27 protein-coding genes are annotated in these 24,740 nt (G+C 71.7%); 14 read left to right on the top strand and 13 right to left on the bottom strand.

Annotated elements, in window-relative coordinates:
• Positions 1 to 41 precede the first annotated feature (41 nt).
• From ACERZO_RS07985 to ACERZO_RS07960, 6 genes are all read left to right on the top strand, one after another.
• Positions 42 to 758, top strand: coding sequence for a lipid droplet-associated protein (locus ACERZO_RS07985; protein WP_372663825.1), 717 nt, complete (start codon positions 42 to 44; stop codon positions 756 to 758).
• A complete protein-coding gene (xseA, locus tag ACERZO_RS07980) occupies positions 755 to 1,990 on the top strand; it encodes an exodeoxyribonuclease VII large subunit (RefSeq protein WP_372663823.1) in 1,236 nt (411 codons plus the stop codon). The genes ACERZO_RS07985 and xseA overlap by 4 nt, the downstream gene beginning before the upstream one ends.
• Positions 1,987 to 2,379: a hypothetical protein gene (locus tag ACERZO_RS07975; protein ID WP_372663821.1), complete on the top strand. Its 393-nt coding sequence runs from the start codon at positions 1,987 to 1,989 to the stop codon at positions 2,377 to 2,379. Before xseA ends, ACERZO_RS07975 begins: the two co-directional genes overlap by 4 nt.
• Positions 2,376 to 2,603: an exodeoxyribonuclease VII small subunit gene (locus tag ACERZO_RS07970; protein ID WP_372663819.1), complete on the top strand. Its 228-nt coding sequence runs from the start codon at positions 2,376 to 2,378 to the stop codon at positions 2,601 to 2,603. Before ACERZO_RS07975 ends, ACERZO_RS07970 begins: the two co-directional genes overlap by 4 nt.
• An 82-nt stretch (positions 2,604 to 2,685) precedes the next feature.
• Positions 2,686 to 3,738: a class II fructose-bisphosphatase gene (gene glpX / locus ACERZO_RS07965; protein WP_364453371.1), complete on the top strand. Its 1,053-nt coding sequence runs from the start codon at positions 2,686 to 2,688 to the stop codon at positions 3,736 to 3,738.
• A gap of 8 nt (positions 3,739 to 3,746) precedes the next feature.
• Entirely contained in the window at positions 3,747 to 4,496 is a 750-nt protein-coding gene (locus tag ACERZO_RS07960; protein ID WP_372663816.1) for a S1 family peptidase, read from the top strand.
• 1 nt (position 4,497) lies between these two features.
• Here ACERZO_RS07960 and ACERZO_RS07955 read toward each other — a convergent pair whose 3' ends face one another.
• The 5 genes from ACERZO_RS07955 to ACERZO_RS07935 form a co-directional block, all read right to left on the bottom strand.
• Positions 4,498 to 5,487: an NAD(P)/FAD-dependent oxidoreductase gene (locus ACERZO_RS07955; protein ID WP_372663814.1), complete on the bottom strand. Its 990-nt coding sequence runs from the start codon at positions 5,485 to 5,487 to the stop codon at positions 4,498 to 4,500.
• Between the two features lie 67 nt (positions 5,488 to 5,554).
• Entirely contained in the window at positions 5,555 to 6,202 is a 648-nt protein-coding gene (locus tag ACERZO_RS07950) for a TetR/AcrR family transcriptional regulator (protein ID WP_372663812.1), read from the bottom strand.
• Between the two features lie 53 nt (positions 6,203 to 6,255).
• The gene (locus ACERZO_RS07945) at positions 6,256 to 7,563 is read right to left on the bottom strand and encodes a lipase family protein (RefSeq protein WP_372663810.1); all 1,308 of its coding nucleotides are present in this window, start codon (positions 7,561 to 7,563) and stop codon (positions 6,256 to 6,258) included.
• Positions 7,564 to 7,655: 92 nt separating this feature from the next.
• Positions 7,656 to 8,108 (bottom strand): OsmC family protein, encoded by a 453-nt coding sequence (locus ACERZO_RS07940; RefSeq protein ID WP_372663808.1) that lies wholly within the window; start codon positions 8,106 to 8,108, stop codon positions 7,656 to 7,658.
• The gene (locus ACERZO_RS07935; RefSeq protein ID WP_372663806.1) at positions 8,105 to 8,737 is read right to left on the bottom strand and encodes a GntR family transcriptional regulator; all 633 of its coding nucleotides are present in this window, start codon (positions 8,735 to 8,737) and stop codon (positions 8,105 to 8,107) included. The genes ACERZO_RS07940 and ACERZO_RS07935 overlap by 4 nt, the downstream gene beginning before the upstream one ends.
• 79 nt (positions 8,738 to 8,816) lie before the next feature.
• On the opposite strand from ACERZO_RS07935, the gene ACERZO_RS07930 reads away from it, so the two are divergent.
• Positions 8,817 to 10,214, top strand: a complete 1,398-nt coding sequence (locus ACERZO_RS07930) for a class II fumarate hydratase (RefSeq protein ID WP_372663804.1) — start codon at positions 8,817 to 8,819, stop codon at positions 10,212 to 10,214.
• A gap of 4 nt (positions 10,215 to 10,218) precedes the next feature.
• On the opposite strand, the gene ACERZO_RS07925 is transcribed toward ACERZO_RS07930, so the two are convergent.
• A complete protein-coding gene (locus ACERZO_RS07925; RefSeq protein WP_372663802.1) occupies positions 10,219 to 11,244 on the bottom strand; it encodes an aldo/keto reductase in 1,026 nt (341 codons plus the stop codon).
• A 100-nt stretch (positions 11,245 to 11,344) separates the two neighbouring features.
• Here ACERZO_RS07925 and ACERZO_RS07920 point away from each other — a divergent pair, with 100 nt between their 5' ends.
• From ACERZO_RS07920 to ACERZO_RS07905, 4 genes are all read left to right on the top strand, one after another.
• Positions 11,345 to 12,208 carry a helix-turn-helix domain-containing protein gene (locus ACERZO_RS07920; protein ID WP_372663800.1) on the top strand — a complete coding sequence of 288 codons (864 nt, stop codon included), beginning with the start codon at positions 11,345 to 11,347 and terminating at the stop codon, positions 12,206 to 12,208.
• Between the two features lie 51 nt (positions 12,209 to 12,259).
• Entirely contained in the window at positions 12,260 to 13,939 is a 1,680-nt protein-coding gene (locus tag ACERZO_RS07915) for a PstS family phosphate ABC transporter substrate-binding protein (protein WP_372663798.1), read from the top strand.
• A 40-nt stretch (positions 13,940 to 13,979) separates the two neighbouring features.
• Complete coding sequence (locus tag ACERZO_RS07910; RefSeq protein ID WP_372663796.1) at positions 13,980 to 15,512, top strand: ATP-dependent DNA ligase; 1,533 nt, start codon at positions 13,980 to 13,982, stop codon at positions 15,510 to 15,512.
• Positions 15,513 to 15,698: 186 nt separating this feature from the next.
• Positions 15,699 to 16,139 (top strand): hypothetical protein, encoded by a 441-nt coding sequence (locus tag ACERZO_RS07905; protein WP_372663794.1) that lies wholly within the window; start codon positions 15,699 to 15,701, stop codon positions 16,137 to 16,139.
• 45 nt (positions 16,140 to 16,184) lie between these two features.
• Here the strand turns inward: ACERZO_RS07905 and ACERZO_RS07900 are convergent, their stop codons facing one another.
• The 3 genes from ACERZO_RS07900 to ACERZO_RS07890 form a co-directional block, all read right to left on the bottom strand.
• Positions 16,185 to 16,556 carry a hypothetical protein gene (locus tag ACERZO_RS07900; protein ID WP_372663792.1) on the bottom strand — a complete coding sequence of 124 codons (372 nt, stop codon included), beginning with the start codon at positions 16,554 to 16,556 and terminating at the stop codon, positions 16,185 to 16,187.
• Positions 16,556 to 16,903 (bottom strand): hypothetical protein, encoded by a 348-nt coding sequence (locus tag ACERZO_RS07895; RefSeq protein ID WP_372663790.1) that lies wholly within the window; start codon positions 16,901 to 16,903, stop codon positions 16,556 to 16,558. Before ACERZO_RS07895 ends, ACERZO_RS07900 begins: the two co-directional genes overlap by 1 nt.
• Before the next feature lie 169 nt (positions 16,904 to 17,072).
• Positions 17,073 to 18,146 carry an NBR1-Ig-like domain-containing protein gene (locus ACERZO_RS07890; protein ID WP_372663788.1) on the bottom strand — a complete coding sequence of 358 codons (1,074 nt, stop codon included), beginning with the start codon at positions 18,144 to 18,146 and terminating at the stop codon, positions 17,073 to 17,075.
• A gap of 92 nt (positions 18,147 to 18,238) precedes the next feature.
• Between ACERZO_RS07890 and ACERZO_RS07885 the strand changes: the two genes are divergently transcribed.
• The gene (locus ACERZO_RS07885) at positions 18,239 to 18,859 is read left to right on the top strand and encodes a Pr6Pr family membrane protein (RefSeq protein WP_372663786.1); all 621 of its coding nucleotides are present in this window, start codon (positions 18,239 to 18,241) and stop codon (positions 18,857 to 18,859) included.
• On the opposite strand, the gene ACERZO_RS07880 is transcribed toward ACERZO_RS07885, so the two are convergent.
• Positions 18,831 to 20,039, bottom strand: a complete 1,209-nt coding sequence (locus tag ACERZO_RS07880; RefSeq protein ID WP_372663784.1) for an NADH:flavin oxidoreductase/NADH oxidase family protein — start codon at positions 20,037 to 20,039, stop codon at positions 18,831 to 18,833. The two genes, ACERZO_RS07885 and ACERZO_RS07880, sit on opposite strands and share 29 nt — an antisense overlap.
• A 97-nt stretch (positions 20,040 to 20,136) precedes the next feature.
• On the opposite strand from ACERZO_RS07880, the gene ACERZO_RS07875 reads away from it, so the two are divergent.
• Positions 20,137 to 20,760 (top strand): MBL fold metallo-hydrolase, encoded by a 624-nt coding sequence (locus ACERZO_RS07875; RefSeq protein WP_372663782.1) that lies wholly within the window; start codon positions 20,137 to 20,139, stop codon positions 20,758 to 20,760.
• On the opposite strand, the gene ACERZO_RS07870 is transcribed toward ACERZO_RS07875, so the two are convergent.
• Together ACERZO_RS07870 and ACERZO_RS07865 are read right to left on the bottom strand one after the other, a co-directional pair.
• The gene (locus ACERZO_RS07870) at positions 20,757 to 21,272 is read right to left on the bottom strand and encodes a hypothetical protein (protein WP_372663780.1); all 516 of its coding nucleotides are present in this window, start codon (positions 21,270 to 21,272) and stop codon (positions 20,757 to 20,759) included. The two genes, ACERZO_RS07875 and ACERZO_RS07870, sit on opposite strands and share 4 nt — an antisense overlap.
• Positions 21,266 to 21,733, bottom strand: coding sequence for a DUF309 domain-containing protein (locus ACERZO_RS07865; RefSeq protein WP_372663778.1), 468 nt, complete (start codon positions 21,731 to 21,733; stop codon positions 21,266 to 21,268). The genes ACERZO_RS07870 and ACERZO_RS07865 overlap by 7 nt, the downstream gene beginning before the upstream one ends.
• A gap of 44 nt (positions 21,734 to 21,777) precedes the next feature.
• Here ACERZO_RS07865 and ACERZO_RS07860 point away from each other — a divergent pair, with 44 nt between their 5' ends.
• Positions 21,778 to 23,217, top strand: a complete 1,440-nt coding sequence (locus ACERZO_RS07860; protein WP_372663776.1) for a GuaB1 family IMP dehydrogenase-related protein — start codon at positions 21,778 to 21,780, stop codon at positions 23,215 to 23,217.
• 39 nt (positions 23,218 to 23,256) lie between these two features.
• On the opposite strand, the gene ACERZO_RS07855 is transcribed toward ACERZO_RS07860, so the two are convergent.
• Positions 23,257 to 24,549 carry a PhoH family protein gene (locus tag ACERZO_RS07855; RefSeq protein WP_372663774.1) on the bottom strand — a complete coding sequence of 431 codons (1,293 nt, stop codon included), beginning with the start codon at positions 24,547 to 24,549 and terminating at the stop codon, positions 23,257 to 23,259.
• Positions 24,550 to 24,740 lie beyond the last annotated feature (191 nt).

Here is a 24,740-nt window from a genome sequence, read left to right as displayed (position 1 = left end):
CCGGTTGGGCAGGAGAGGCGGTCATGCGGCAGGCTGGACGCATGAAGCCATTCCCGCTCCCCCTCCGGGTCGCCGCGGGCCTCGCCGTCTCCACCGCCGAGCGGGTTCGTGAGCTTCCCCGGCAGCTCGCCGGGCTTCCGGTGACCGTGGTCAGCCAGGTGCTGCAGGCCTCCATGCGCGTCCAGCAGCACGTCACCGAGCTGGCGATCAAGGGCGACAACGCCCTCTCCAGCCTGCGGCCCGTCGAGGACGCGCCCAGCTGGGCGACCTTCGACGAAGACATCCAACCGGACGTCCGGCCGAACCTCGCGACGGTCGCCGAAGTGCCCGAGCCGCGGTCGGAGATCAACGGTCACGTTCCGTCAGCAGCCGAACTCGAAGTGGAACTGGGCGACCCCTGGGCCGAAGAGGAGCGCGCGCTCGCCGAGGACCACGCCGACGGCGAGAACGACGCGGCCGAAGACAACAAGCCCAAGCCCGGCACGCCCGCGATCGACAAGAAGACCAAGAGCGAGACGCCGCGGACCAGCGCCGCCGGGTACGAGGGTCCCGCCGGCCTCACCGGCTACGACCAGCTCACCCTCCCGCAGCTGCGCGCCCGGCTGCGCCAGCTGTCGATCCCCCAGCTCGAGACCATCCTCGAGTACGAGCGCGCGAACGCCGACCGCTCGTCCTTCACCGGGATGCTCTCGCGCCGGATCGCCAACGCCCGCAAGGCCGAACGGGCCGGGGAAGACGGCCAAGAGAACGGCCAGTGACCGAGACCGAATCGAGTACCGCCGAGAAGCCCTGGCCGGTCCGCACGGTCGCGCGCAAGATCGGCGACTGGATCCACCGGCTCGGCAGCGTCTGGGTCGAAGGCCAGGTCACCCAGGTCAGCTCGCGGCCGAACACGCAGACCGCGTTCCTGACGCTGCGTGACCCGTCCGCGGACGTCTCGATGTCGGTGACCTGCCCGAACTGGCTGATCCGCGAGATGGAACCGCCGCTGCGCGAGGGCGCCAGCGTCGTCGTGCACGCGAAGCCGTCGTTCTTCTTCGGCCGCGGCACGATCAGCCTGCGCGCCGACCAGATCCGCGCCGTCGGCATCGGTGAGCTGCTGGCCCGGATCGAGCGCCTCAAGAAGCTCCTGACCGCCGAGGGCCTGTTCTCGGCGCAGCGCAAGCGGCCGATCCCGTTCCTGCCGAAGGGCGTCGGGCTGATCACCGGCCGCGCGTCGGCGGCCGAGCGGGACGTCCTGGCCAATGCGCAGGGGCGGTGGCCGCACGTCCGGATCAAGGTGCTCAACACGGCCGTGCAGGGCTCGCAGGCGGTACCGCAGGTCATGCGCGCGCTGCGGATCTTCGACGCCGACCCCGAGATCGACGTCATCGTCATCGCCCGCGGCGGCGGCAGCGTCGAGGACCTGCTGCCGTTCTCCGACGAAGCGCTCTGCCGCGCGGTGTCGGCGGCCGGCACGCCGGTCGTCAGCGCGATCGGGCACGAGCCGGACACCCCGCTGCTCGACTACGTCGCCGACCTGCGCTGTTCGACGCCGACCGACGCCGGCAAGCGGATCGTCCCGGGCCTGCGCGAGGAGACCGAACGCGTCCGGCAGATGCGCGACCGCGGCCGCCGCGCGCTGCACGGCTGGGTCGACACCCAGACGCGGCTGCTGACGCAGCTCCGCAGCCGTCCGTCGCTGGCCGACCCGCTCGGGCCGGTCCAGCGGCGCCAGGACGACGTCGACGTCCACCGCGAACGCGCGCGCCGCGCCATGCTGACGCTGCTCGCCAAGGACCAGGCCGAACTCGCGAGCTCACGGGCCCGGCTGACCGCGCTCGGCCCGGCCGCGACGCTGGCCCGCGGGTACGCGGTCGTGCAGTTCCTCGATTCCGAAGGCAACCTCCAGGTACTCCGCTCCGTCTCCGAAGTCGAGGCCGGTGCCCAGCTGCGCGTGCGCGTGGGCGACGGCGCGATCGGCGCGGTGGCGGAAGGAGAGCAGGGGTGACGTTCCTCCCGCTGACGGTGGACGCGGCTCGCCGCCTGGGCGCGCGGGCGCTGCTGGACCAGGCGGTGCGCACCGACCGGGCGGCCGCCGAGTGCTGGACGGCGCTGCTCGCCGGCTGCGGCAGCGCCGCGCGGCGCGACCTGGGCCCGCAGCTGCGGCGGCTGTCCGAAGCGACGTCGATGCAGGTCGGCTCGCGCTGGTGGTTCGCCGAGGGTGCCGGGCACCGCAAGCGCGTCGCCGGGGCGCAGGAGAACCTCGAAGAGGCGATCGCGGACGGTGACGGGCAGGAGTTCGCCCTGGCGTTCGTCGGGTACGACCACGCGATGGCCAGCGCGGTAGTGTGCGCGAACAGCGTGGAAGCCCGGAAGGTCGGAGAACACCGAGCGTGAGTGAAGCAGCCGCCGAGGAACTCGGCTACGAGCAGGCCCGCGACCGTCTCGTCGAGGTCGTCCGGGAGCTCGAGGCCGGTGGCTTGTCCCTTGAGCAGTCGCTCGCGTTGTGGGAGAAGGGCGAGAAGCTCGCGAAGGTCTGTGAGCGCCATCTCGAAGGCGCGCGCGAGCGCATCGAGGCTGCTCTGGCGTCCGTGGAGGACGAAACCGGCGACGGTCAGTGACGTTTGCCATGCCTTCGGCATCGGGAAACACAGCGGGTATCTGACAGACTGTTGACCCGCCAGTTCCACGATCCGGGAGGCAATGATGTCCGCCGCAGAGAGTCGTCGTGAAGCGCCCGACCGCAACCTCGCGATGGAGCTGGTCCGGGTCACCGAAGCCGCCGCGATGGCCGCCGGCCGCTGGGTCGGCCGCGGGGACAAGATCGGCGGCGACGGCGCGGCCGTCGACGCGATGCGCCAGCTCGTCTCGACGGTGTCGATGCGCGGGGTCGTGGTGATCGGCGAGGGCGAAAAGGACGAAGCGCCCATGCTGTTCAACGGCGAAGAGGTCGGCAACGGCGACGGGCCGGACTGCGACGTCGCGGTCGACCCGGTCGACGGCACCACGCTGATGGCCAAGGGCATGCCGAACGCCCTCGCGGTGCTCGCGGTCGCCGAGCGCGGCGCGATGTTCGACCCGTCCGCGGTGTTCTACATGGAGAAGCTGGCCGTCGGGCCGGAGGCGGCGGGCAAGGTGGAGCTCGGCGCGCCGATCGCGGAGAACATCCGCCGGGTCGCCAAGGCGAAGAACAGCAGCGTCGGCGACGTCACCGTGTGCATCCTCGACCGCCCGCGCCACGAGCAGATCATCAAGGAGGTCCGCGACGCCGGCGCGCGGATCCGGTTCATCTCCGACGGCGACGTCGCGGGCGCGATCGCCGCGGCCCGCCCGACCACCGGCGTCGACATGCTGATCGGCATCGGCGGCACGCCCGAAGGCATCATCGCGGCCTGCGCGATGAAGTGCCTCGGCGGCGAGCTGCAGGGCCGGCTGTGGCCGAAGGACGACGCCGAGCGCGAGAAGGCGCTGGCCGCCGGCCACGACCTCGACCGCGTCCTGCTGAATGACGACCTCGTGCGCGGCGACAACGTCTTCTTCTGCGCGACCGGTGTCACCGACGGCGACCTGCTGCGCGGCGTCCACTACCGCGAGGGCGGCGCGACGACGCAGTCCATCGTGATGCGGTCCAAGTCCGGGACCGTCAGAATGATCGACGGCTACCACCGGCTCAACAAGCTGCGGGCGTACTCCTCGGTCAACTTCGACGGCCACCTGGACGCGCCCGCCGACGACGTCGTTCCCCCGCTGCCGTAAGGAGTTCCGTGCCCAGGCGACTGCTGGTCCTGCTGGTCCTGGTGTTCGCCCTGGTCCCCGGCACGGCGTCGGCCGGCCCCGCCATCGTCGGGGGCGGCGACGCCGACCAGCCGTACCCGTTCGCGGTCTCGCTGCACACCTCGGCGGGCAAGCTGTTCTGCGCCGGCGCGCTGATCGCCCCCACCTGGGTCGTCACCGCCGCGCACTGCGCATTCGACAAGGCCCCGGCCTCGATCTCCGTCCGGTCGGGGACCAACGATGTCGCCAAGGGCGGTGAGGTCGGCCAGGTCGCGGACATCGTCGTCAACCCGGCTTTCGACACGCAGAAACCGGCGGGCGACATCGCGCTGCTGCGGCTGGCGACGCCGGCCAAGGCGGCTCCGATCGCGCTCGCGACGGCCGCGTCGCCCGGCACCGCGACCCGGATCCTCGGCTGGGGCCAGACCTGCCCGAAGGTCGACTGCGGCGACATCCCGGCGAACCTGCAGCAGCTCGACACGCACATCGTCGAAGGCGCGAAGTGCACGTCGGGCTTCGACGGCACCGCCGAGCTGTGCACCGACAACCCCGGCGGCAAGTCCGGGGCGTGCTTCGGCGACTCCGGCGGCCCCGAGATCGTCCGCGCCGGCGACCACTGGCTGCTCGCCGGCGTCACGAGCCGGCCGGGCAACAACGACCCGGTGTGCGCGACGGCGCCGTCGATCTACACGTCCGTCGTCGCGTACGCGCCGTGGATCGCGGAAAAGACCAAGGCCTGACCTACTCGGCGTTGCTCGAGTGGCCCGGGAACAGGTGCGCGTCCGGGTCGAGGGCGACCGCGATGTTGTTGACGGCCGTCGCCGCCTCGCCGAAGCCGGTCGCGATCAGCTTCACCTTGCCCGGGTACGCGGCGACGTCGCCGGCGGCGTAGACGCGTTCGCGCGCGGTCGCCATGGTCGAGTCGACGGCGATGGCGCGGTGGTCGATCTCCAGGCCCCAGCTCTCGATCGGCCCGAGGTCGGCGGTGAACCCGAGCGCCGCGACGACCGCGTTGGCCGGCAGCCGCTCTTCTTCGGCGCCTTTGACCGCGATGTCGACGGCTTCGAGCTCGCCGTCGGCGTTCTCGACGAACCGCGTGACCTCGGCGTCGGTGATGATCCGGGTGCCGAGCTCCCGCGCCTGCCGCACGATCGACTCGGCGGCGCGGAACTTGGCACGGCGGTGCACGAGCGTCACGCTCGCCGCGACCGGGTGCAGGGCGAGGATCCAGTCGAACGCCGAGTCGCCGCCGCCGACGACCACGACGTGCTGGCCCGCGTGCGCGGCCAGCGAGGGGACGAAGTGGACCATGCCGCGGCCGAGCCAGCCGTCGCCGGCGGGCAGCGGGCGCGGGGTGAACTCGCCGATGCCCGCGGTGATCAGCACGGCGCCGGCGCGCAGGGTTTCGCCGCCGTCGAGGGTCAGCTCGACCTGCTCGCCGACGGTCTCCAGCTTCTCGGCCTTGCGCCCCAGCAGGTACTTCGGCTTCCACGGCGCGGCCTGCTTCACCAGCCCGTCGACGAGGTCGCGGCCGCGGACCTCGGCGAACCCGCCGACGTCGTAGATCATCTTCTCGGGGTACATCGCGGTGACCTGGCCGCCGGGCTCGGGCAGCGAATCGACCACCGCCATCGAAAGGCCGCGGAACCCGGCGTAGTAGGCAGCGAACAGGCCGGTCGGGCCCGCGCCGATGATCACGAGGTCGTAGGAGTCCCCAGGAACTTCAGTCATGCTCGCTCCAGCCAGTGGTGGATGGCGGTGATCGAGAACACAGCCGATCCTAGCCCGGCCGGGCGGCTCAAGCGGGGATGTTCCGGTGCCCGAGCAGGCCGAGCAGCCAGGTGTGCCGGATGGCTTCGCGGGCCCGGTCGTAGGCCTCGTCGGTGGCGAGCCAGATGGCCTGGGTGAGCAGCTCGATCGTCGCGGCGACGACGGTGCGCGCCGTGAACGGTGGCGGCAACGGCACCATTGGATCCGTTGTATGCAACCACGCGGCCGTCCGGTCGAACACCGCTTCACTCGCGCGGAGCACCTCTTCTCGCGCTTCGAGACCCGCGTCGCCGAGGGCGTAGATCTCCAGGAGGACCGCGCGGGTGGTCACCGGACGGCGGCGCACGTAGCCGACGACGAAGTCGCCGCACGCCGCGACCGCGTCCAGCGGGGCCGGTGCCTCGGCCGCCACCGCGACACCCTGCTCGAGGAACTGCCCGGTCACCGCTCGGTAGGCGGCCAGGAACGCGGCCTGCTTGCCGGCGAACTGCTCGTAGAACGACGTGCGGGAAACACCAGCGGACGCCGTGACGTGCCCGACCGTCGTGGCGGCGTAACCGCGTTCGCCGACGTTGACCAGCACCGCTTCGACGAGCCGGGCGCGCTGGGCCGCGGCCACTTCTTCCCGGCTGAGGCTGTGCGGTCCCTTGGGGAGCCGACGGTCCTGGGTCCTCATCCGCGGCACCGTACCCGGCGGACCGGTCGCGGCGACCGGTCCGCCGGAGTGCGTCAGGCCGGCTGCTCCGGGGTCAGCGAGTTGCCCGCCGGGATGCGTCCGCAGCTCGACGGCGCCGGCCGGCCCGCGAACCGGTCGGCCAGCCAGCCGATCGCCGCCGGCGCCCACGCCGCCGCGCCGCCGACGTGGCTCAGCAGGTCGTACTGCTGGTACTCGATCGACCCGTTGCCGGTGGCGCAGTACTGGCGGGCCAGCGCCCGGACGTCGCCGGCCACCATCACGCCGTCGCCGGTGCCGATGCCCGGGAGGTTGCTCGTGGTGCCTTCGAGGAACCCGGCGTTGCCCTGGGCGATGAACCCGGGGACCGAGGGCGTCGGCGCGGATCCGATGTTGACCTTGTTCACGGCGTCGACGAACGGCGGCACCGAGTTCGGGTTCGCGTACTCGGGCTTCGCGATCTTCTGCCACGTCAGCCCCGGGTACCGGCCGAGGGCGTTGATGATCGACGCGTGCTCCAGCTCGTCGAGCACCTTCAGCCCGTACTCGCTGGCGTACGGCCGCAGGTCGATGCCGAAGCCGCGCGCGACGCCGATCAGCGCCATCGGGATGACGCCGGACCAGACCGGGCTGCCGCCGACGTACTTCAGGTTGTGCGCGGGGTCGACGAGCACGCCGCCTTCGGTGAAGCCGACGAGGTTCGCGTTGACGTCCGGGGCGTAGCCCGGTGCCAGCGCGGCCGCCCAGCCGGTCGCGATCGCGCCGCCCGAGTAGCCGAGGAGCCCGAACTTCGTGCTCTTGGTCATCCCCGTCGCGGCCGAACTCGTCGCGGCGCGGATCGAGTCGAGGGTGTTCGTGCCGTACTCCGGCCCGGCGGCGAAGTTCGCGGTCTGCCCTTCGGTGTCGGGCACGACGACGTTGTAGCCCAGCAGGAGGGACGGCAGGAGCAGCAGCGACTCGCCGTTGGGCAGCAGGCCGCCGAGGGTCACGTCCCCGGCGATCGCCCGCGACGGCGCGTCGGCGGGGTCGAGCGAGTCGTAGGCCGACTGGTAGGACACGGCTTTCGTGCTGTCGCCGGTGATGCTCCGGACGACCGAGGTGACGTTGGCGGCCGGACGGCCCTGCGCGTCGGTCGTCCGGTAGAGCAGCTGGACGGCCTTCACCGGCGTCGCGAGCCCGACGACGTGGTAGTTCAGCGTCCGGGTCTTGAGGACCGTCCCGGGTGCGTAGGACGACAGCGGCGCGCTGCCGTCGTAGGAGTAGAAGGAATCGGCTGACGCGGCCGCGGGGCTCGCCGGCGCGGCGGCGAGGGTGAGCGCGACCGCGGCGGCGAGCGCGGCAGAACGGACGTGGTTACGGATCATGACTCCCCTTTGAATCATGAAGTGGATCACGCGGATCGCCGTAACCTACCAGCGAGTAGGTGTGGTGTACAGCCGCGTACACGATCGGCGGGCTACCGCACGACGGGCTCGTGCCGCACCGGGAAGTTCACCGAGTTCGCGATGAAGCACTGGTCGTGGGCGTCTTGGTGCAGCGCGATCGCCTTCTCGCGCATGCCCTCCTCCGCCACCGTCACCTCCGGGCGCAGGACGACTTCGGTGAAGCGGCCGCCGTGGGCGCCGTCCTCCCGCATGACGCCACCCGCGGTGTCGACGTAGCCGGTCACCACCACGCCGGAGCGGGCGCACACCGACAGGTACGTGAGCATGTGGCACTGCGACAGCGTCGCGACCAGCAGGTCTTCCGGGTTCCAGCGGTCGGGCGCGCCCAGGAACGCGGGGTCGGCGCTCGCCGCCAGCGCCGGCTTGCCCGCCGCCTCGACGTCGTGGTCGCGGGCGTAGCCGCGGTAGCTCGTGGTTTCACCGGTCCAGCGGACCGTGACTTCGTAGCGGTGCTCCCGGCTCACTTTCCGGCCCCTTCCAGTGCGGACATCGTCGACAAGACGTGCTTCCGGGCGAGCGCGGCGGCGTCTTCGGGCCGCCCGTCGGCGATGGCTGCGATGAGGCGCCGGTGCTCGTCGTCGACTTGGCCGGTCCGGGCGGGCGCGGCCAGCGATGCCCGGGTGGAGACGATGATCCGGTCCCACAACCGCTCCAGGGCCTCGGCCGCGGGAGGGTTGTCGGCGAGCCGCGCGATGTGCCCGTGGAACGCCCGGTTGCGCCGGACACCTTCGGCGAGATCGCCGCTTCGGGTCGCGCGGTCGGCTTCGGCCGCGAGGTCCTTCAAGCGCGCGAGACCGGCCGGCGCGAGTTCTCCGGAGAGCTGGCGGGTCGCCGCCAGTTCGGCGGTCAGCGCTTCCAGCGCGGCGCGAACGAGGTAGGCGTCCCGCAGGGCTTTCGGGTCCAACTCGACGACCGTCACCCCGCGGCGGGCCGGCTCGACCAGGCCGTCGCTTTCCAGCCGCCGCAGCGCTTCCCGCACCGGTGTGCGGCTGACGCCGAGCCGGTCGCACAGCTCCTGCTCGGTCACCGCCCGCCCTGCCGGGTAGGCGCCGCGCACGATCAGGCCGCGCACGTCTTCGTAAACCGATCTCACGTATCCAATGTATACAAAGCTCTTCGGGGTGCGCAACGCCACCACGCGGGGACCGCCGAAGAGGTCCAGAATCGGGGGTATGGCTGACGAGGAATACCGGATCGAACACGACACCATGGGCGAGGTCCGCGTGCCGGCCGCCGCGCTCTACCGCGCGCAGACCCAGCGGGCCGTCGAGAACTTCCCCATCTCCGGCCGGGGCCTGGAGCGCGCGCAGATCCGCGCGCTCGGCCTGCTCAAGGCCGCCGCCGCGCGGGTCAACCTCAAGCTGGGCGTGCTCGACGCCGACGTCGCGAACGCCATCGCGGCCGCCGCCGACGAGGTCGCCGAGGGCGCCCACGACGCGCACTTCCCCATCGACGTCTTCCAGACCGGCTCCGGAACCTCGTCGAACATGAACGCCAACGAGGTCATCGCGACCCTCGCGAGCCGCGCGCTCGGCACGGACGTGCACCCGAACGACCACGTCAACGCGTCGCAGTCGTCGAACGACACCTTCCCGACGACCATCCACGTCGCCGCCACCGAAGCGGTCACCAAGGACGTCATCCCGGCGCTCGAGTACCTGGCCGGCGCCATCGAGGTGCGTGCCGCGGAGTGGGCCGACGTCGTGAAGTCCGGCCGCACGCACCTGATGGACGCCGTGCCGATCACGCTCGGCCAGGAGGCCGGCGCGTGGGCGTCGCAGATCCGGTTCGGCATCGAACGGCTGAAGTCCGGCCTGCCGCGCCTCGGCGAGCTGCCGATCGGCGGCACCGCGGTCGGCTCGGGCCTCAACGCGCCGGACGGCTTCGGCTCCAGCGTGGCCGCCGAACTCGCCACCGTCACCGGGCTGCCGCTGACCGAGGCCCGCGACCACTTCGAGGCGCAGGCGACGCAGGACAGCGTCGTCGAGACGTCCGGGCACCTGCGCACGGTCGCCGTGTCGCTCAACAAGATCGCCAACGACCTGCGCTGGCTGGGCTCCGGCCCGCGCACCGGCCTCGCCGAGCTGGCGCTGCCGGACCTGCAGCCGGGCTCGTCGATCATGCCGGGCAAGGTGAACCCGGTGATCCCGGAGGCGACGCTGCAGGTCGTCGCGCAGGTGATCGGCAACGACGCGGCCGTCGCCTTCGCCGGTGCGGCCGGCAACTTCCAGCTCAACGTCAACCTGCCGGTGATCGCGCGGAACGTCCTCGAGTCGGCGCGCCTGCTCGCGGCGGTCTCGCGGCTGCTGGCGGACAAGGTGTTCGCGGGCATCACGGTCAACACCGAGCGCACGCGCACCTACGCCGAGGGCTCGCCGTCGATCGTGACGCCGCTGAACAAATACATTGGCTACGAAGAAGCCGCCGCGGTCGCGAAGCAGGCGCTCAAGGAGCTGAAGACGATTCGCGAGGTCGTCATCGAGCGCGGGTACGTCCGCGACGGAAAGCTCACGGAAGAGCAGCTCGACGAAGCGCTCGACGTCCTCCGCATGGCCCGCGGCGGCAAGTGACCCGCTACCGCCGGCGCAGGCGCTTGTCCGCCAGCGCCGGCGGGGTGTAGTCCTTTTCGGCCGAGTTGAGGTCGGTGCCCGGCGGGACGATCTCGTCGATCCGGTCCAGCACGTCGTCGTCCAGCACCAGGTCGGCGCCGGCGAGCAGGTCGGCCAGCTGGGCCGGGGTCCGCGGGCCGATGATCGCCGACGTCACGCCCGGGTGGGCGCGGACGAACGCGGTCGCCAGGTGGGTCATCGGCCGGCCCAGGTCGTCCGCGATCTTCTTCAGCCGCGCGATCGCCTCGAACTTGACGGCGTTCTCCGGCAGCGCCGGGTCGAACTTGTGCGCCTGCAACGTCCGACGGCCTTCCGAAAGGTCCACATCGGACGGTTTGCCGTACTTGCCGGACAGCCAGCCGCTGGCCAGCGGGCTCCACGTGAGCACGCCCATGCCGTACTTCCGCGCCGTCGGCAGCACCGCCGCCTCGATCGCCCGGTTGAAGATCGAGTACGGCGGCTGCTCGGCGCGGAACCGCGCCAGGCCGCGCTTTTCGGCCACCCACTGGGCTTCCACGATCTGCTCGGCCGGGAAGTCCGACGACCCGATCGCGCGGACCTTGCCCGCACGCACGAAGTCCGTGAGTGCCGAAAGCGTTTCCTCGATGTCGGTCGTGGGGTCGGGCCGGTGCACTTGGTAGAGGTCGATGTAGTCGGTGTCGAGGCGGCGCAGGCTGTCGTCCAGCGCCCGGGTCAGCCAACGCCGGGAAAGCCCGCCCTGGTTGGGGTCGGACCCCATCCGGAAGAACCCCTTGGTGGCCAGCACGACCTCGTCGCGGCGGCCCTTCAAGGCCTTGCCGACGATCCGTTCGTTCTCGCCCTCGGAGTACATGTCCGCGGTGTCCCAGAAGTTCACGCCGGCGTCGAGCGCCGTGTGCAGCATCCGGACGCCCTCTTCGTGGTCCGGGTTTCCCCACTTGCCCAACATCATCGCGCCGAACGCGTACTCGCTGACCGAGATGCCCGTGCCGCCCAGAATTCGTCGTTCCATGGGCTCCACCCTGCTGGCGGCAAAAGCACCGGACCAGGTCACGCTCGACCTGGGTCTGCCAGTACCAGGCGGGAACCGGCGAGCCGGGGATACTGGAGGCATGAGTGACGCAGCCGAGCTGGGTGCCTTCCTGAAGGCGCGCCGCGCCGCCCTGGACCCCGCAGACCTGGGCCTGCCGCCCGGGATCACGCAGCGGCGGGTCAAGGGCCTGCGCCGCGAGGAGCTGGCGCAGCTGTCCGGGATCAGCGTCGACTACTACACGCGGCTGGAGCAGGGCCGCGCGAAGAACGTCTCGGACGCGGTCCTCGACGCGCTGGCCCGCGCGCTGCGCCTCAACGCCGGCGAGGAGACCTACCTGCGCAACCTCGCCGCGCCGAAGCGGCGGGACGAGCGCGCGCCGCAGCGGGTCCGGCCCGAGCTGCAGCAGCTGCTCGACGCGATCCAAGCACCCGCCTTCGTCTTCGGGCGGTACCTGGACGTGCTGGCCTGGAACGCCCTCGGCGGCGCGGTCGCGTTCGCCTTCGCCGACCTCGAAGAGCGCAACATGCCGAAGCTCGTCTTCACCGACGAACGCGCGAAGCAGCTGCACCCGGAGTACGACGCCGTGTGCCGCGAGCTCGTCGCGAACCTGCGCGCGGAAAGCGGACGGCACCCCGGCGACCCGCGGTTCGCGCAGCTGATCGGCGAGCTTTCGCTGGCCAGCGAGCAGTTCCGGAAGCTGTGGGCCGAGCACGCCGTCCAGGAGAAGGCGCAGGGGTGGAAACTGCTGCGCAACCCCGTCGTCGGCGAGCTGCGGCTGCGCTACGAGACGCTGCGGCTGCCCCAGGACCCCGACCAGGGCATGGTCGTCTACCACGCCGAACCCGGGTCGGAGACCGAACGCGCGCTCGGCCTGCTGGCCAGCTGGATCGCCGCCGATGAACGGCCGGTGAACACTCGGTCGTCGCAACCCCACGCCGGGTGAGCGCTGCCTAGGCTGCTTCACCTGGGGAGTCAGGGGTAGAGGAGCAGCACGGTGGGCGTCGGCGCGACGATGCAGTCCCTCGCCGAGATCCTCAGCTCGGACTCCGGCAGCCTCGTCCTCGGGCTCGCCGCGCTGGTCGCGATCGCCGCGCCGTTCGTCGACCGCTACTTCATCCGCCGCCGGCGGCTGACGTTCCGCGTCCTCTACAACTCCAAGATCGGGCTCTCCCCGATCGACCTGCACGACGGCGAAAACGGCTCCGCGCAGGCGGCCCCGCAGCTCGAACAGGTCGCGCGGCTGCTCGACCGGATGAGCATCGTCGTCATCCGCGTGCACAACACCGGCAGCTTCGACATCGCGCCGGGCGACTTCGAAATCCCGCTGTCGTTCACCTTCGGCAGCCGGATCGTCTGGGACGCGCGGGTGTCCGACGCCACCGACGACGGCCTGCGCCAGCACGTCCGCGACGGCCTCGAGTTCTTCACGCGCGAGACGCCGCAGAAGCCGGTCGAAGGCGTGAAGCTCTCTCGCGTGCGCGCGCTGCTGCCGAAACGGTTCGCCGGGCTCGCCGCGGCCGAAGCACCGCCCGAGGCACCCGAGTGGCACGGCGTGCGGTTCGCGCGGCTTTCGTTGAAGCGCAAGGAGAAGTTCAAGCTGGTCGTCGTGCTGCGCGAGTCGGACGGGTACGACGGCGAGATCAGCAAGGAGATCGACCACCACGCGCGGCTCGCCGCCGGCCGGATCAAGGACGACCGCAAGCAGCGGCGGTTCGGCTGGCCGGTCATCACGACGGCCGTCGGGGTGCTGCTGACCGGCGCGTTGCTGGCGACGCTGCTCGTCTCGTGGTCGCGGCCGAGCGACTCCGCGCAGTGCGCCACCGGGAAGCTGTCGGTCGAGGGGTCGAGCGCGTTCGTGCCGATCATCGGCAGCATCGCCGCCGAGTACCACGGCCAGTGCGACGGCGCGGCCATCACGACCCGCGCGACCGGCAGCGTCACCGGCGTCCGTGCGCTCGTGCCGGTCGACGCGGCGGGCAAGGACGAGCTGGCGGTGCTGTCGGACGGCCGGTCCGGCGAAGCGGGCCCCGAGCTGGAGGCGAAGGCCGTCGCGGTGGTCGTGTACAGCCTGGTCGTCAACCGCGCCGCGGGCGTCGACCGGCTGACGACCCAGCAGATCAAGGACATCTTCAGCGGCCGCGTGCGGAACTGGGACCAGCTGCGGCCGGGGCCGTCGGTGCCGATCGGGATCGTCGGGCGCGGACAGGAGTCGGGCACGCGCAAGACGTTCGAGCAGAAGGTGCTCGGCGGCGCGGAGGACCGGCTGACGTCGGATTCGTGCCGCAAGCCGGAGCGCGACCCGGCCGCGGCGACCACGCGCTGCGAGCGCGGCACGACCGCCGAGGTGCTCACCGAGGTCGCCGCCGTCCCGGGGGCGATCGGGTACGCCGACGTCCCGGCGGCGAAGGCGGCCGCGGCCCGCGACCAGCAGGTGACGGTCGTGCAGCTCGACGGCCACTACCCCGACGTCACGACCGTCGACGCCGGGTACCGGTTCTGGACCGTCGAATACCTCTACACGAAGGGCGTGCCGTCGAACGGGAGCGTGCTGAAGCGGTTCCTCGACTACCTGGCCAGCCCGACCGCGCGGGCGGAGCTGCAGGACGCCGGGTACACGCCGTGCGTGGCCAAGGACGGGCTGCTCGACCCCCTCTGCACCAGGCCGGACATCTGACCGTCCTGAAATTGTCGGTGGTCCGGGTCATGATGTCCGGGTGTTGCTGAGCGAGTTGGTCCGGGCGTCCGCCGAGCTGGCGGCGACGAGGTCCAGGAAGGCGAAGATCGCCCTCCTGGCCGAAGTGCTGCGCGCCGCCGAGGTCGGCGAGCTGCCCGTGGTGATCGCGTACCTGACCGGGCAGACGGCGCAGGACCGGCTGGGGGCGGGCTGGCGCACCCTGGCCGGGCTGGGCGCGGGTGCGGTGCCGGACCCCGTCGTCACGGTGGCCGAGGTGGACACCGCGCTCACCGCGGCGGCCGGCGTCGCGGCGGGCACGGGCTCCGCGACGCGGCGGCAGGAGGTCCTGCGCGCGTTGTTCGAGCGGCTCACGAAGGACGAGCAGCAGTTCCTGTTCCGGCTGGTCACCGGCGAACTGCGGCAGGGCGCGCTGGAAGGCGTGATGGTCGACGCGGTCGCGGCGGCGGCCGAGGTGCCGGCCGAGGACGTGCGGCGGGCGTTCATGCTGTCCGGGAAGCTGGGCGTCACCGGGGTCGCGGCGATGACCGGCGGGCAGGCGGCGCTGGCGGAGTTCCGGCTCACGCTGGGGACGCCGATCAAGCCGATGCTGGCGTCGCCGGCGGAGTCGCTGGACGAAGCCGTCGCCGAGCACGCCGAGGCCATCGTCGAGTACAAGATGGACGGTGCGCGGATCCAGGTGCACCGGCAGGGCGACGAAGTGCACGTCTGGACGCGGACGCTGCGCGAGATCACCGGGAGCGTCCAGGAGCTGGTCGAGCTCGTGCGGGCGCTGCCGTGCGAGTCGGTGGTGCTGGACGGCGAAACGCTCGCCCTGACCGACGCGGGGCGGCCGCGGCCGTTCCAGGACACGATGAGCCGGTTCGGCAGCACGCGCGAGGAGCAGGTCAAGGCGTTGCTGCTGCGGCCGTACTTCTTCGACTGCCTGCACCTCGACGGCGTCGACCTGCTGGACGCGCCGCTGTCCGAGCGCAACGCGGCGCTGCGCAAGGTCGCCGGGGCGCACGTCATCCCTGGGGAAGTGGGGGTGGCGGGCGCGGCCGCGGTCCTGGAGGCGGCGATGGAGGCCGGCCACGAAGGGGTGATGGTCAAGGACCTGGCGTCGCCGTACGCGGCGGGGCGGCGCGGGCGGGCGTGGCTGAAGGTCAAGCCGGTGCACACGATCGACCTGGTGGTGCTCGCGGCGGAGTGGGGGCACGGCCGGCGCACGGGCACGCTGTCGAACCTGCACCTGGGCGCGCGCGACCCGGACGGCGGCCCGCCGATCATGGTGGGCAAGACGTTCAAGGGCATGACCGACGAGATCCTCGCGTGGCAGACGAGGACGTTCCAGGAGATCGAGACCCACCGCGACGACTGGACGGTGTACGTCCGGCCGGAGGTGGTGGTCGAGATCGAGCTGGACAGCGCCCAGGTCTCGACGCGCTACCCCGGTGGCCTGGCGCTGCGGTTCGCGCGGGTGGTCCGCTACCGCCCGGACAAGGACCCGGCGGAGGCCGACACGATCGACACAGTCCGCGGCCTGCTGCACGGCGACCGTTCGGAAGGGAGCTGACGACGCTCGCCGCCACTTGCCGCTGAAAGCGCTTTGCTGGCAATTCACCGGAACCGGCGGAGTTCGGTTTGTTCGACGCATGATCATGTCGAGATTTTTCCCCACAGAACGGGAAGCCGGCCGCCGCTACGATGCTGCTCCTCGGAAGCCCCGCTCACCTCTCCGAGCGGTCATGGAGGAGTACAAGTGGCAAGCAAGGAACAGATGAAGGCGGCCATCCACGCCGCTTTCGACGCGGCCGTCGCCGACGGGACGAGCTACACGAAGGTGTACGCCGCGGAAATCAAGCAAAAGAACTTCATCGTTTTCCGCACCACCACCGTCAGCAATTTCGCGGTGGGTTTCCGGCCGGGGCAGACCGACCTCGTCATCGTCCCGCTCGACGAAAAGAACGGCGCGATCACCGCGGGCACCCCGCTGACGATCACGGACGCGAACCGGGCGTCGGTCAAGAAGCGCGACCTGCAGGGCCGGTTCGTCATCAAGACGACGGACGGCCGGACCTTCCGGCTCAGCATCATCCCCTCCGTGCCGAAGCTGCTCGCCGCAAGCTACCAGCTGCCGGTCGACCAGAAGGAAGAGTACGAGGCGTTCACCACCCTCCGGGACGCCCTCATCTCGGCTTGACGACCGCGTGCCCCGGTGCCGGCCGGCACCGGGGCACCACCGGCGTCAGTAGCAGCGGTCCGACTTGATCGCGTACGTGTAGTTGTTGGAGAGGTTGGACGTCACCTCGAAGCGGATCTTGTGGTAGACGGGCGGGTCGCCGAGCACGCCGTGCGACACCGTGTGCTCCTTGCCCGGGGCGATCGCGCCGCTCCACAGGCCCTTGTCGAAGACGTCCTCGACGATCTGGACGAGCAGGCCGCGGTAGTCGTGGTTGTGCACGGTGATGTCGATCTTCTGGCCCGCGCTGACCTCGACGACCTTCGTGGCGCCACCCATCAGCGGGCCGCCGGCGCACACCTTCGTCGCGGCGGACGACGGCGTGGCCGCCAGCAGGGTCGCGGCCAGGGCCACCACCGGAACGATCACCTTGCGCATCAGCGGTTCCCCACCTTCGTCTTGACCACATCGGACGTTTCGGCGATGTCGATGCCGAACTTCATCGAGCCGCCGCAGTAGGCGTGCTTGCCGTTCTCGAAGTAGAGCGTCAGGTCGCCCGCGCATTCGAAGACGCGGATGTCCCAGGTGCGCTCGCCGGGCCACAGGCAGATGGCGTCCTTGCCGGCCCGGCGCATCCAGCCGTGGTACCCGGATTCGCACGTGATGATCGGATCACTCGCGACGGTCCCCGCCGCCGATGCGGACGCCGAAGCCGTCCCCGCCGGCAGCAGGCCCGCGACGAGCGCGGCTCCCGTGACGGCCGCGACCTTCAGATACGGACGCATGGATTTCCTTCCCCGCGAAGTGGATTCGCCCGGGAGATCCGGACACCGACGACGTTATGGACGCCCGCGGTGGCGGCGGAAGCCCTGCACCGGCCACACCGGAGCGAAAGCCAAAGGAAGGTCGTCTTCGCAGGTCAGCGCAATGGCCAGGGGGCGGCGAAAGCCAAATTCAGGCGGTGATCCGCACGGAGAAGAAGACGGCGCGGGCCTCGGGCAGCAGCAGGTGGCCCTCGGAGTCGGCCATCTTCCAGTAGACCTGGCAGTGCCCGGCGGCGGGTGGTGCCTGCACGTCGACGGAGATCCGCACGTGCTCGCCGGGCGCGGTGTAGGGCACCGGCACGCGGTCGGGGGTGCGGCACTGGTCGGGGCTGCCGAACGAGCCCGAGCGCACGAGGTAGCGACCGATCCAGCCGACGGATCCGGCGTTGCGGAGCTCCCAGGTCTTGGTGAACCGGCTCCCGGCGGGGACGGCGGTGCCGTCGGGAACGGTGACGTCGGCGACGAACTCGGAAACATCCCCAGCGGCGGGTTCCTGAGCGGAGGTCGGGCCGAAGACGAGGAAGAGGGCGACGACGAGCCCGGCGACGACGGCAGCGGCGAGGCCATAAGCGGCCCACCGGCGCCGAGCCGGGAAACCGGGCTCGCGGCCAGGGGAAGCGGCGCGGGCGAAGCTCCCGCCGCGCCGACGGCGCACGGCGGGATCCGGCTCGCGGCCAGGGGATGATTCGCGCGCGAGGAACCGGCGGGCCGGCTCCGGCACGAGCGCTTGCCGCCCGGTCCCCGGCGGCTCACTCTCCGGCGCGAACGCACCCTGTCCGAGCCCCGCCGGCTCACTCTCCGGCGCGAACGCACCCTGTCCGAGCCCCGCCGGCTCACTCTCCGGCGCCAACGCCCGCTGCTCGGCCCCCGCCGGCTCGGCTTCCGGCTCCCGCGCCTGCTCCCACCACCCGCGCCACTGCAGCAGCACCGCGGGCTCGTCCTGCCCGAGCACCCCCACCGCCAGCACCCGCACGAACTCCCACGTCGTCTCCCAGCTGGGCAGCTGCCGGCCCCGCGCCGCCGCCGAGAGCGCCGACTTCGAGGCCAGCGCTCCCAGCTCGTCGCGCATGCGGTCGTACGACGGGTCGCCCGCCGCGCGCTTCAGCTCCCACAGCCGGCGGGCGAACCCGGCGACCGGGCCGCTTTCCTCCGCCGGGCCGAGCGCGACCCTCCCGCGGCGCCCCGGCGTGCGTTCGACGTCCATCTCCGCCGACAATAGGACGCGGACCGGGTGACCGGCGCGCCTCGATCGAGTGATCCCCGCCGGTTCGTCCACAGTGGAGCTAAGCTCCGGAAATGCGCAGCGAGATGCTCCCCCGCGCCTGGTTCGGGGTCACCGCCGTGGTCGCGCTGACCGGGCTCGTCAGCCAGGTCGTCGCCACCGCGACCGACGCGGACGGCCGCGTCGCGAACCTGCTCTGCTTCTTCACCATCGACTCGAACCTGCTGGTCGCGATCACGTCCGCACTGGTCGCGCTCGGTCTGGCCCGCGGCCGGCTGTTCACCGTGCTCTGGCTCGACGCGCTCGTCGGCATCATCGTGACCGGCATCGTCTACCAGGTCGCCCTCGCCGGCCTCTACGACCTGCACGGCCTCTCGCTGTTCTCCGACACCATGCTGCACAAGGTCACGCCGATCCTGTTCGTGCTCGGCTGGCTCCTCGCCGCCCCGCGCGGCGCGCTGACCTGGTCCACCGTCGGGTGGTCGCTGCTCTACCCGCTGGCCTGGCTCGCCTTCACCCTGCCGCGCGGCGCGCTCACCGGCTTCTACCCGTACCCGTTCGTCGACGCCGGCGCGCTCGGCTACGGCCAGGTCGCGCTCAACTGCGTCTTCATCGGGCTGTTCTTCACCGCGCTCGCCGCGGGCGCGTTCCTCTACGACCGCCGGCTCACGCCCGCACCCGACGGAACGCGTTGAGCCCGTCGCTGAGCCCGGCCTGGACCAGCGTCGGCAGCGCGCCGCGCCGGTCGACCGGCTTGCCCGCCGCGATCCGGTGCATCTGGCGGGTGTGCCACTGGATCTCGAGCAGGCTGTCGGCCAGCCGCACGCCGGTCTTCGGGCAACGCCGCTCCGCGCGGACGTCCTCGCCGTCGAGCAGCCGCGCCGGCAACCCCGGGTCGACGATCAACGGCCGCCCGAGCCCGACAACGTCCAGCGCGCCCGAGCGCAGCGCCTCCTCCATCCCGTCCCGCGTCGCGAAGCCGCCGGTGACCATCAACGCCACGTCGGACACCGAACGCGCCTTCGCCGCGTAGTCCAGGAAGTACGCTTCGCGCGCCTGCGTGCTCGCCCGGCCGGAGCCCATCATCGCGGCCTTCTCGTACGTCCCGCCGGACACTTCCAGCAGGTCGACGCCGGTTTCGCCGAGTTCGCGCACGACCTCCAAGGACTCCTCCTCGGTGAAGCCGCCGCGCTGGAAGTCCGCGCTGTTCAGCTTCACCGCCACCGGGACGTCGTCGCCCACGGCCGACCGCACCCGCCGCACGACCTCCAGCAGGAACCGGCGCCGGCGCACCGCGTCGCCGCCCCAGGCGTCCGTGCGCAGGTTCGTCAGCGGCGACAGGAACTGCGACACGAGGTAGCCGTGGGCGCCGTGGATCTGGACACCGTGGAAACCGGCGTCGACGAACGTCCGCGCCGCGACGGCGAAGCGTTCGATGATCGCTTCGATCTCGTCGCCGGTCAACGCGCGCGGAACGGCGAACGCGGTGCGGATGCCGCGGTTGCCGAAGGGCACGGCGGACGGCGCCACCGGCTCGCGCGAGAGGTACCGCGGGCTTTGCCGGCCGGGGTGGTTGAGCTGCACCCACAGCCGCGTGTCGGTGCCTTCGACCGCTCGGGCCCACGCGCGGAAGCCGGCCGGGTCCGCGGTCGCCGTGACGTTGCGCGGCTCGCCGAGCGCGGCCGGGTCGACCATGACGTTGCCCGTGATCAACGTGCCGGCGCCGCCGCGGGCCCAGGTGCGGTACAGCTCGTGCAGCTCCCGCGTCGGGGCGTTGCGCCGGTCGCCGAGCTGCTCGCTCAGGGCCGACTTGGCCAGGCGGTTCGGCAGCACGGCGCCACAGCGCAGCTTCAGCGGCTCGGCCAGGAGCGTCATCGCGTCCCCTCTCGAACTTACTCGAAGTAAGGTGACGCGAGAGTAGCATACCGTCGGTATGTCATCTACCCGCCGAATGACCGTTAGGGTCGCCCCCATGACGGCGATCGTGCAGAACCTGGTGACGTCCGGAACCTTCCAGCTCGACGGGGGTAGCTGGGACGTCGACAACAACGTGTGGATCGTGGGCGACGACACGACGGTGATCGTCATCGACGCGGCGCACGACGCGAAGGCGATCGAAAACGTCATCGGCGACCGGAAACTGGCCGCGATCGTCTGCACCCACGCGCACAACGACCACGTCAACGCCGCCCCGGAACTCGCCGCGGCGACCGGCGCGCCGATCCTGCTGCACCCCGACGACCGCGTCCTCTGGGACCAGACCCACCCGGACCGCGCGCCGGACGGCGAGCTGGAGGACGGCCAGACGATCACGATCGCGGGCACGGCACTGCGGGTCGTCCACACGCCGGGCCACGCCCCGGGCGCGGTGTGCCTGTACGCCGAAGAGCTGGGGGTGGTGTTCACCGGCGACACGCTGTTCCACGGCGGTCCCGGCGCCACCGGACGGTCCTATTCGGACTACCCGACCATCGTGAAGTCCATCCGCGAGAAGCTGTTCACGCTCCCGGAGGCGACGAAGGTCCACACGGGCCACGGCGAAGGCACGACGCTGGGCGCGGAGAAGACGGCGTCGAGCGGCTGGGACGCGGCCTAAGAGGTGTGCTTCCGGGCGACGAGGGCGAACTCCTCGATCGCCCGGTCGAAGGCGACGCTCGCGGCCCGCACCGGCGTGGGCAGGAACTCCCGGTCGAACTTCTTGTCGTCATCGAGCTCCCAACGGGTCCGGTGGAGTTCCATCTCCTTCTTGCGGAGCACGTCCGCCTGCTCGACCAGCTCGTCCGGCCCGCTCATCACGAGCAGCCCGTAGAACGCGCGGATGTCGGTGCGGGCCGTGTAGTACGCGTCCTCGAACTCGATCTCGCGCTGGGCGTCGGTTTCGAGCTCATCGCCCAGCTTCCGCCGGCGGTGGATCACGTTGATGTCGATGATGTGCTTGCGCGCCCGGGTCGCCGCCTCGATCATGCCCGCGCAGCGATCGGCTCGGTCCTGTCGCAGCTTCGCGCGCCGCGCCGCGTTGAGCTTCAGTGGTTCGAGCAGCGCGCCCAGCGTCACGCCGACCAGCGACGCCACCGCCGCGATGCCCGCGGCCCCTACCGCCGTCAGCACGTCAGCCGCGGCGCGCTCGGCGACACCCGTACGCGCTGCTTCGCCTCTTCGGCCAGCGCGAGCGCCCACTGCTGCAGGCCGGCGACGTCGATGCCGTGCGGCGGCTCGCTTCGGAACGGCTCGATGTTCGCCGCCCCGCGCTCCAGCAACGACACCGCGCCGACGTTGTTGCCGCGCGCCGCGTGCGTCAGCCCCACCGCGAGCTGGGCCAGGCCGCGCCACAGTTCGCGGTCGGGGCCGTCGGTCGTCTTCCACGCGTCCTCGAAGACCTCGTGCGCGTGGAACGGCTTGCCGTCGTCGAGCAGCCGCTGCGCCTCCGCAAGCGTTTGCGCCGGCGTTCTCTCGATGCCCTCGGGCTGGCGCTCGACGCCGTCGGCGCCGTACGGCAGCGGTCGACCGAGGCCGTCGCGCGGCCGTGCGTTGCGTGCCCGTCCCTCGGTGTCCCGGTCGCGGCGGCTCATGCCACCAGATCCTGCCACGGGGCCGCCGGGTAGTCTGGTGACTCGTGCGTTTCCTCGATGGCCACCGGCCCGCTCACGACCTCACCTACGACGACGTGTTCCTGCTGCCGAACCGTTCGGACGTGGAGTCCCGTTTCGACGTCGACCTCGCCACCGCGGACGGCACCGGCGCCACCATCCCGATCGTCGTCGCCAACATGACCGCGGTCGCCGGCCGGCGGATGGCCGAGACCGTCGCCCGCCGTGGTGGCCTCGTCGTTCTCCCCCAGGACGTCGACACCGAAGCCGTGGCGGAGATCGTCGGCTGGGTGAAGAGCCGCCACACCGTCTGGGACACCCCGCTCGTCCTGACCGGCGGTGACGCCGTCGCCGACGCGCTCAACCTGGTCCACAAGCGTGCCCACGGCGCTGTCGTGGTCGTCGACGGCGAAGGCCGCCCGGTCGGCATCGTCGACGAAGCGGCCTGCGCGGGCGTCGACCGCTTCGCGCGTCTCGCCGACGTCGCGCAGCCCGCGGCCGTCGCGGTGCCGCTGACCACGCCGTCGCGTGAGGTCTTCGAGAAGCTGCACAGCCACGGCGCTTCGCTCGCGCTGGGTCTCGACGCCGAAGGCCGCCTCGCGGGCGTGCTGACCGCCGTCGGCGCGCTGCGCGCGGACATCTACACCCCGGCCGTCGACGACGCCGGCAAGCTGCGCGTCGCGGCCGCGATCGGCGTCAACGGCGACGTCGCGGCGAAGGCCGAAGCCGTCCTCGGCTCCGGCGTCGACGTGCTGGTCGTCGACACCGCGCACGGCCACCAGGAGAAGATGATCGCCGCGCTGAAGGCCGTCCGGTCGGTTTCGCCGAAGGTCCCGGTGGTCGCCGGGAACGTCGTCACCGCCGAAGGCACGCGTGACCTGATCCAGGCCGGTGCCGACGTCGTCAAGGTCGGCGTCGGGCCGGGCGCGATGTGCACGACCCGGATGATGACCGGCGTGGGCCGCCCGCAGTTCTCCGCAGTCGCCGACTGCGCGGCCGCCGCGCGCGAGCTGGGCAAGCACGTCTGGGCCGACGGCGGCGTCCGCCACCCTCGCGACGTCGCGCTGGCGCTGGCCGCGGGCGCGTCGGCGGCGATGGTCGGCTCGTGGTTCGCCGGCACCTACGAATCGCCCGGTGACCTGCGGTTCGACGAGCAGGGCCGGCCGTACAAGGAGTCGTTCGGGATGGCGTCGAAGCGCGCGGTCGGCGCGCGGACGCGGACGGACAACGTCTTCGACCGCGCCCGGAAGGCGCTGTTCGAGGAGGGCATCTCGTCGTCGCGGATGGCGCTCGACCCGCAGCGCCCGGGTGTCGAGGACCTGCTGGACTCGATCGGCTCGGGTGTCCGCTCGTCCTGCACGTACGCGGGCGCGCGCACCCTGGAGGAGTTCCACGAGCGCGCGCTGCTGGGCGTCCAGTCGGCGGCCGGCTTCGCGGAAGGCCGCCCGCTTCCTTCGGGCTGGTGACGAACCGGGGCGGCGCGAGTGCGCCGCCCCGGAGTCGCCTCAGCCGTGGTCCTCCAGCATCTCGGTGACCAGGGCCGCGATCGGCGAACGCTCCGAGCGCGTCAGCGTGACGTGCGCGAACAGCGGGTGGCCCTTCAGCTTCTCGATCACCGCCGAGACGCCGTCGTGCCGGCCGACGCGCAGGTTGTCGCGCTGGGCGACGTCGTGCGTGAGCACCACCCGGGACGCCGTGCCGAGCCGCGAAAGCACCGTCAACAGGACGTTCCGTTCCAGTGACTGCGCCTCGTCGACGATGACGAACGTGTCGTGCAGCGAGCGGCCGCGGATGTGGGTCAGCGGAAGCACCTCGAGCATGCCGCGGTCGAAGACCTCGTCGAGGACCTCCTGGCTGACCAGCGCGCCGAGGGTGTCGAACACCGCCTGCGCCCACGGCTGCATCTTCTCGCTCTCGGACCCGGGCAGGTAGCCGAGGTCCTGGCCGCCGACCGCGTAGACCGGCCGGAACACCACGACCTTGCGGTGCTGACGGCGTTCCATCACCGCCTCGAGGCCGGCGCAGAGGGCCAGCGCGGACTTGCCGGTGCCGGCCCGGCCGCCCAGCGACACGATGCCGACGTCGGAGTCGAGCAGCAGGTCGAGCGCGACGCGCTGCTCGGCGCTGCGGCCGTGCAGGCCGAACGCCTCGCGGTCGCCGCGCACCAGCCGGATGCGCTTGTCCGCCGTGATCCGCCCCAGCGCGCTGGACGTGCCCGCCAGCAGCCGCAGCCCGGTGTGGCAGGGCAGCTCGGCGAGCTCGTCCATGCCGTACTCGACCGGGTCGACGGTGCTGCCGCCGAACAGCGTGTCGAGCACGTCCTGTTCGACGTCGACGTCCGCCATGCCGGTCCAGCCGGACGGCGTCACTTCCTGCGCGCGGTACTCGTCCGCCTCGAGACCGACGGCCCCGGCCTTGACCCGCAGCGGGATGTCCTTCGTGACCAGCGTGACCGCCTGGTTCTCCGCCGCCAGGTTGAGCGCGCAGGCGAGGATGCGGTGGTCGTTGGAGTCGGTCCGGAACCCGGACGGGAGCACCGCCGGGTCCGAGTGGTTCAGCTCCACCTGCAGCGTGCCGCCGTGGTCCCCGATGGGGAGCGGCGCGTCGAGCCTGCCGTACTGCCGGCGCAGGTCGTCGAGCATGCGCAGGGATTCCCGGGCGAACCAGCCGAGCTCCGGGTGGTGGCGCTTGGCCTCCAGTTCACTGATCACGACCAGCGGAAGCACGACGGCATGCTCGGCGAAGCGGGTGACCGCCCACGGGTCCGAAAGGAGGACCGACGTGTCGAGCACGTACATGTGCTGCTGGGATTCGGGCGAGGTCGAGGCTTTCTCCGGGCCAGGAACGGCACCGGTCGAAGAGTGGCCAGAGGCCTTACGGGGCAAACGCTGCGCAGTCACGACGGCATCTCCCTCGAGGGCGTGTGCACCTCACGCCCGCACTCGCTGGGCCGGGCACCTCCCTGGCTGGACCACTCCCTCTGACCGGT

It is taken from the genome of Amycolatopsis kentuckyensis (assembly GCF_041679295.1).
Taxonomy (GTDB): domain Bacteria; phylum Actinomycetota; class Actinomycetes; order Mycobacteriales; family Pseudonocardiaceae; genus Amycolatopsis; species Amycolatopsis kentuckyensis_A.
Note: the sequence above shows the minus strand (reverse complement) of the source record. Positions and strands in the feature narration are given on the sequence as shown.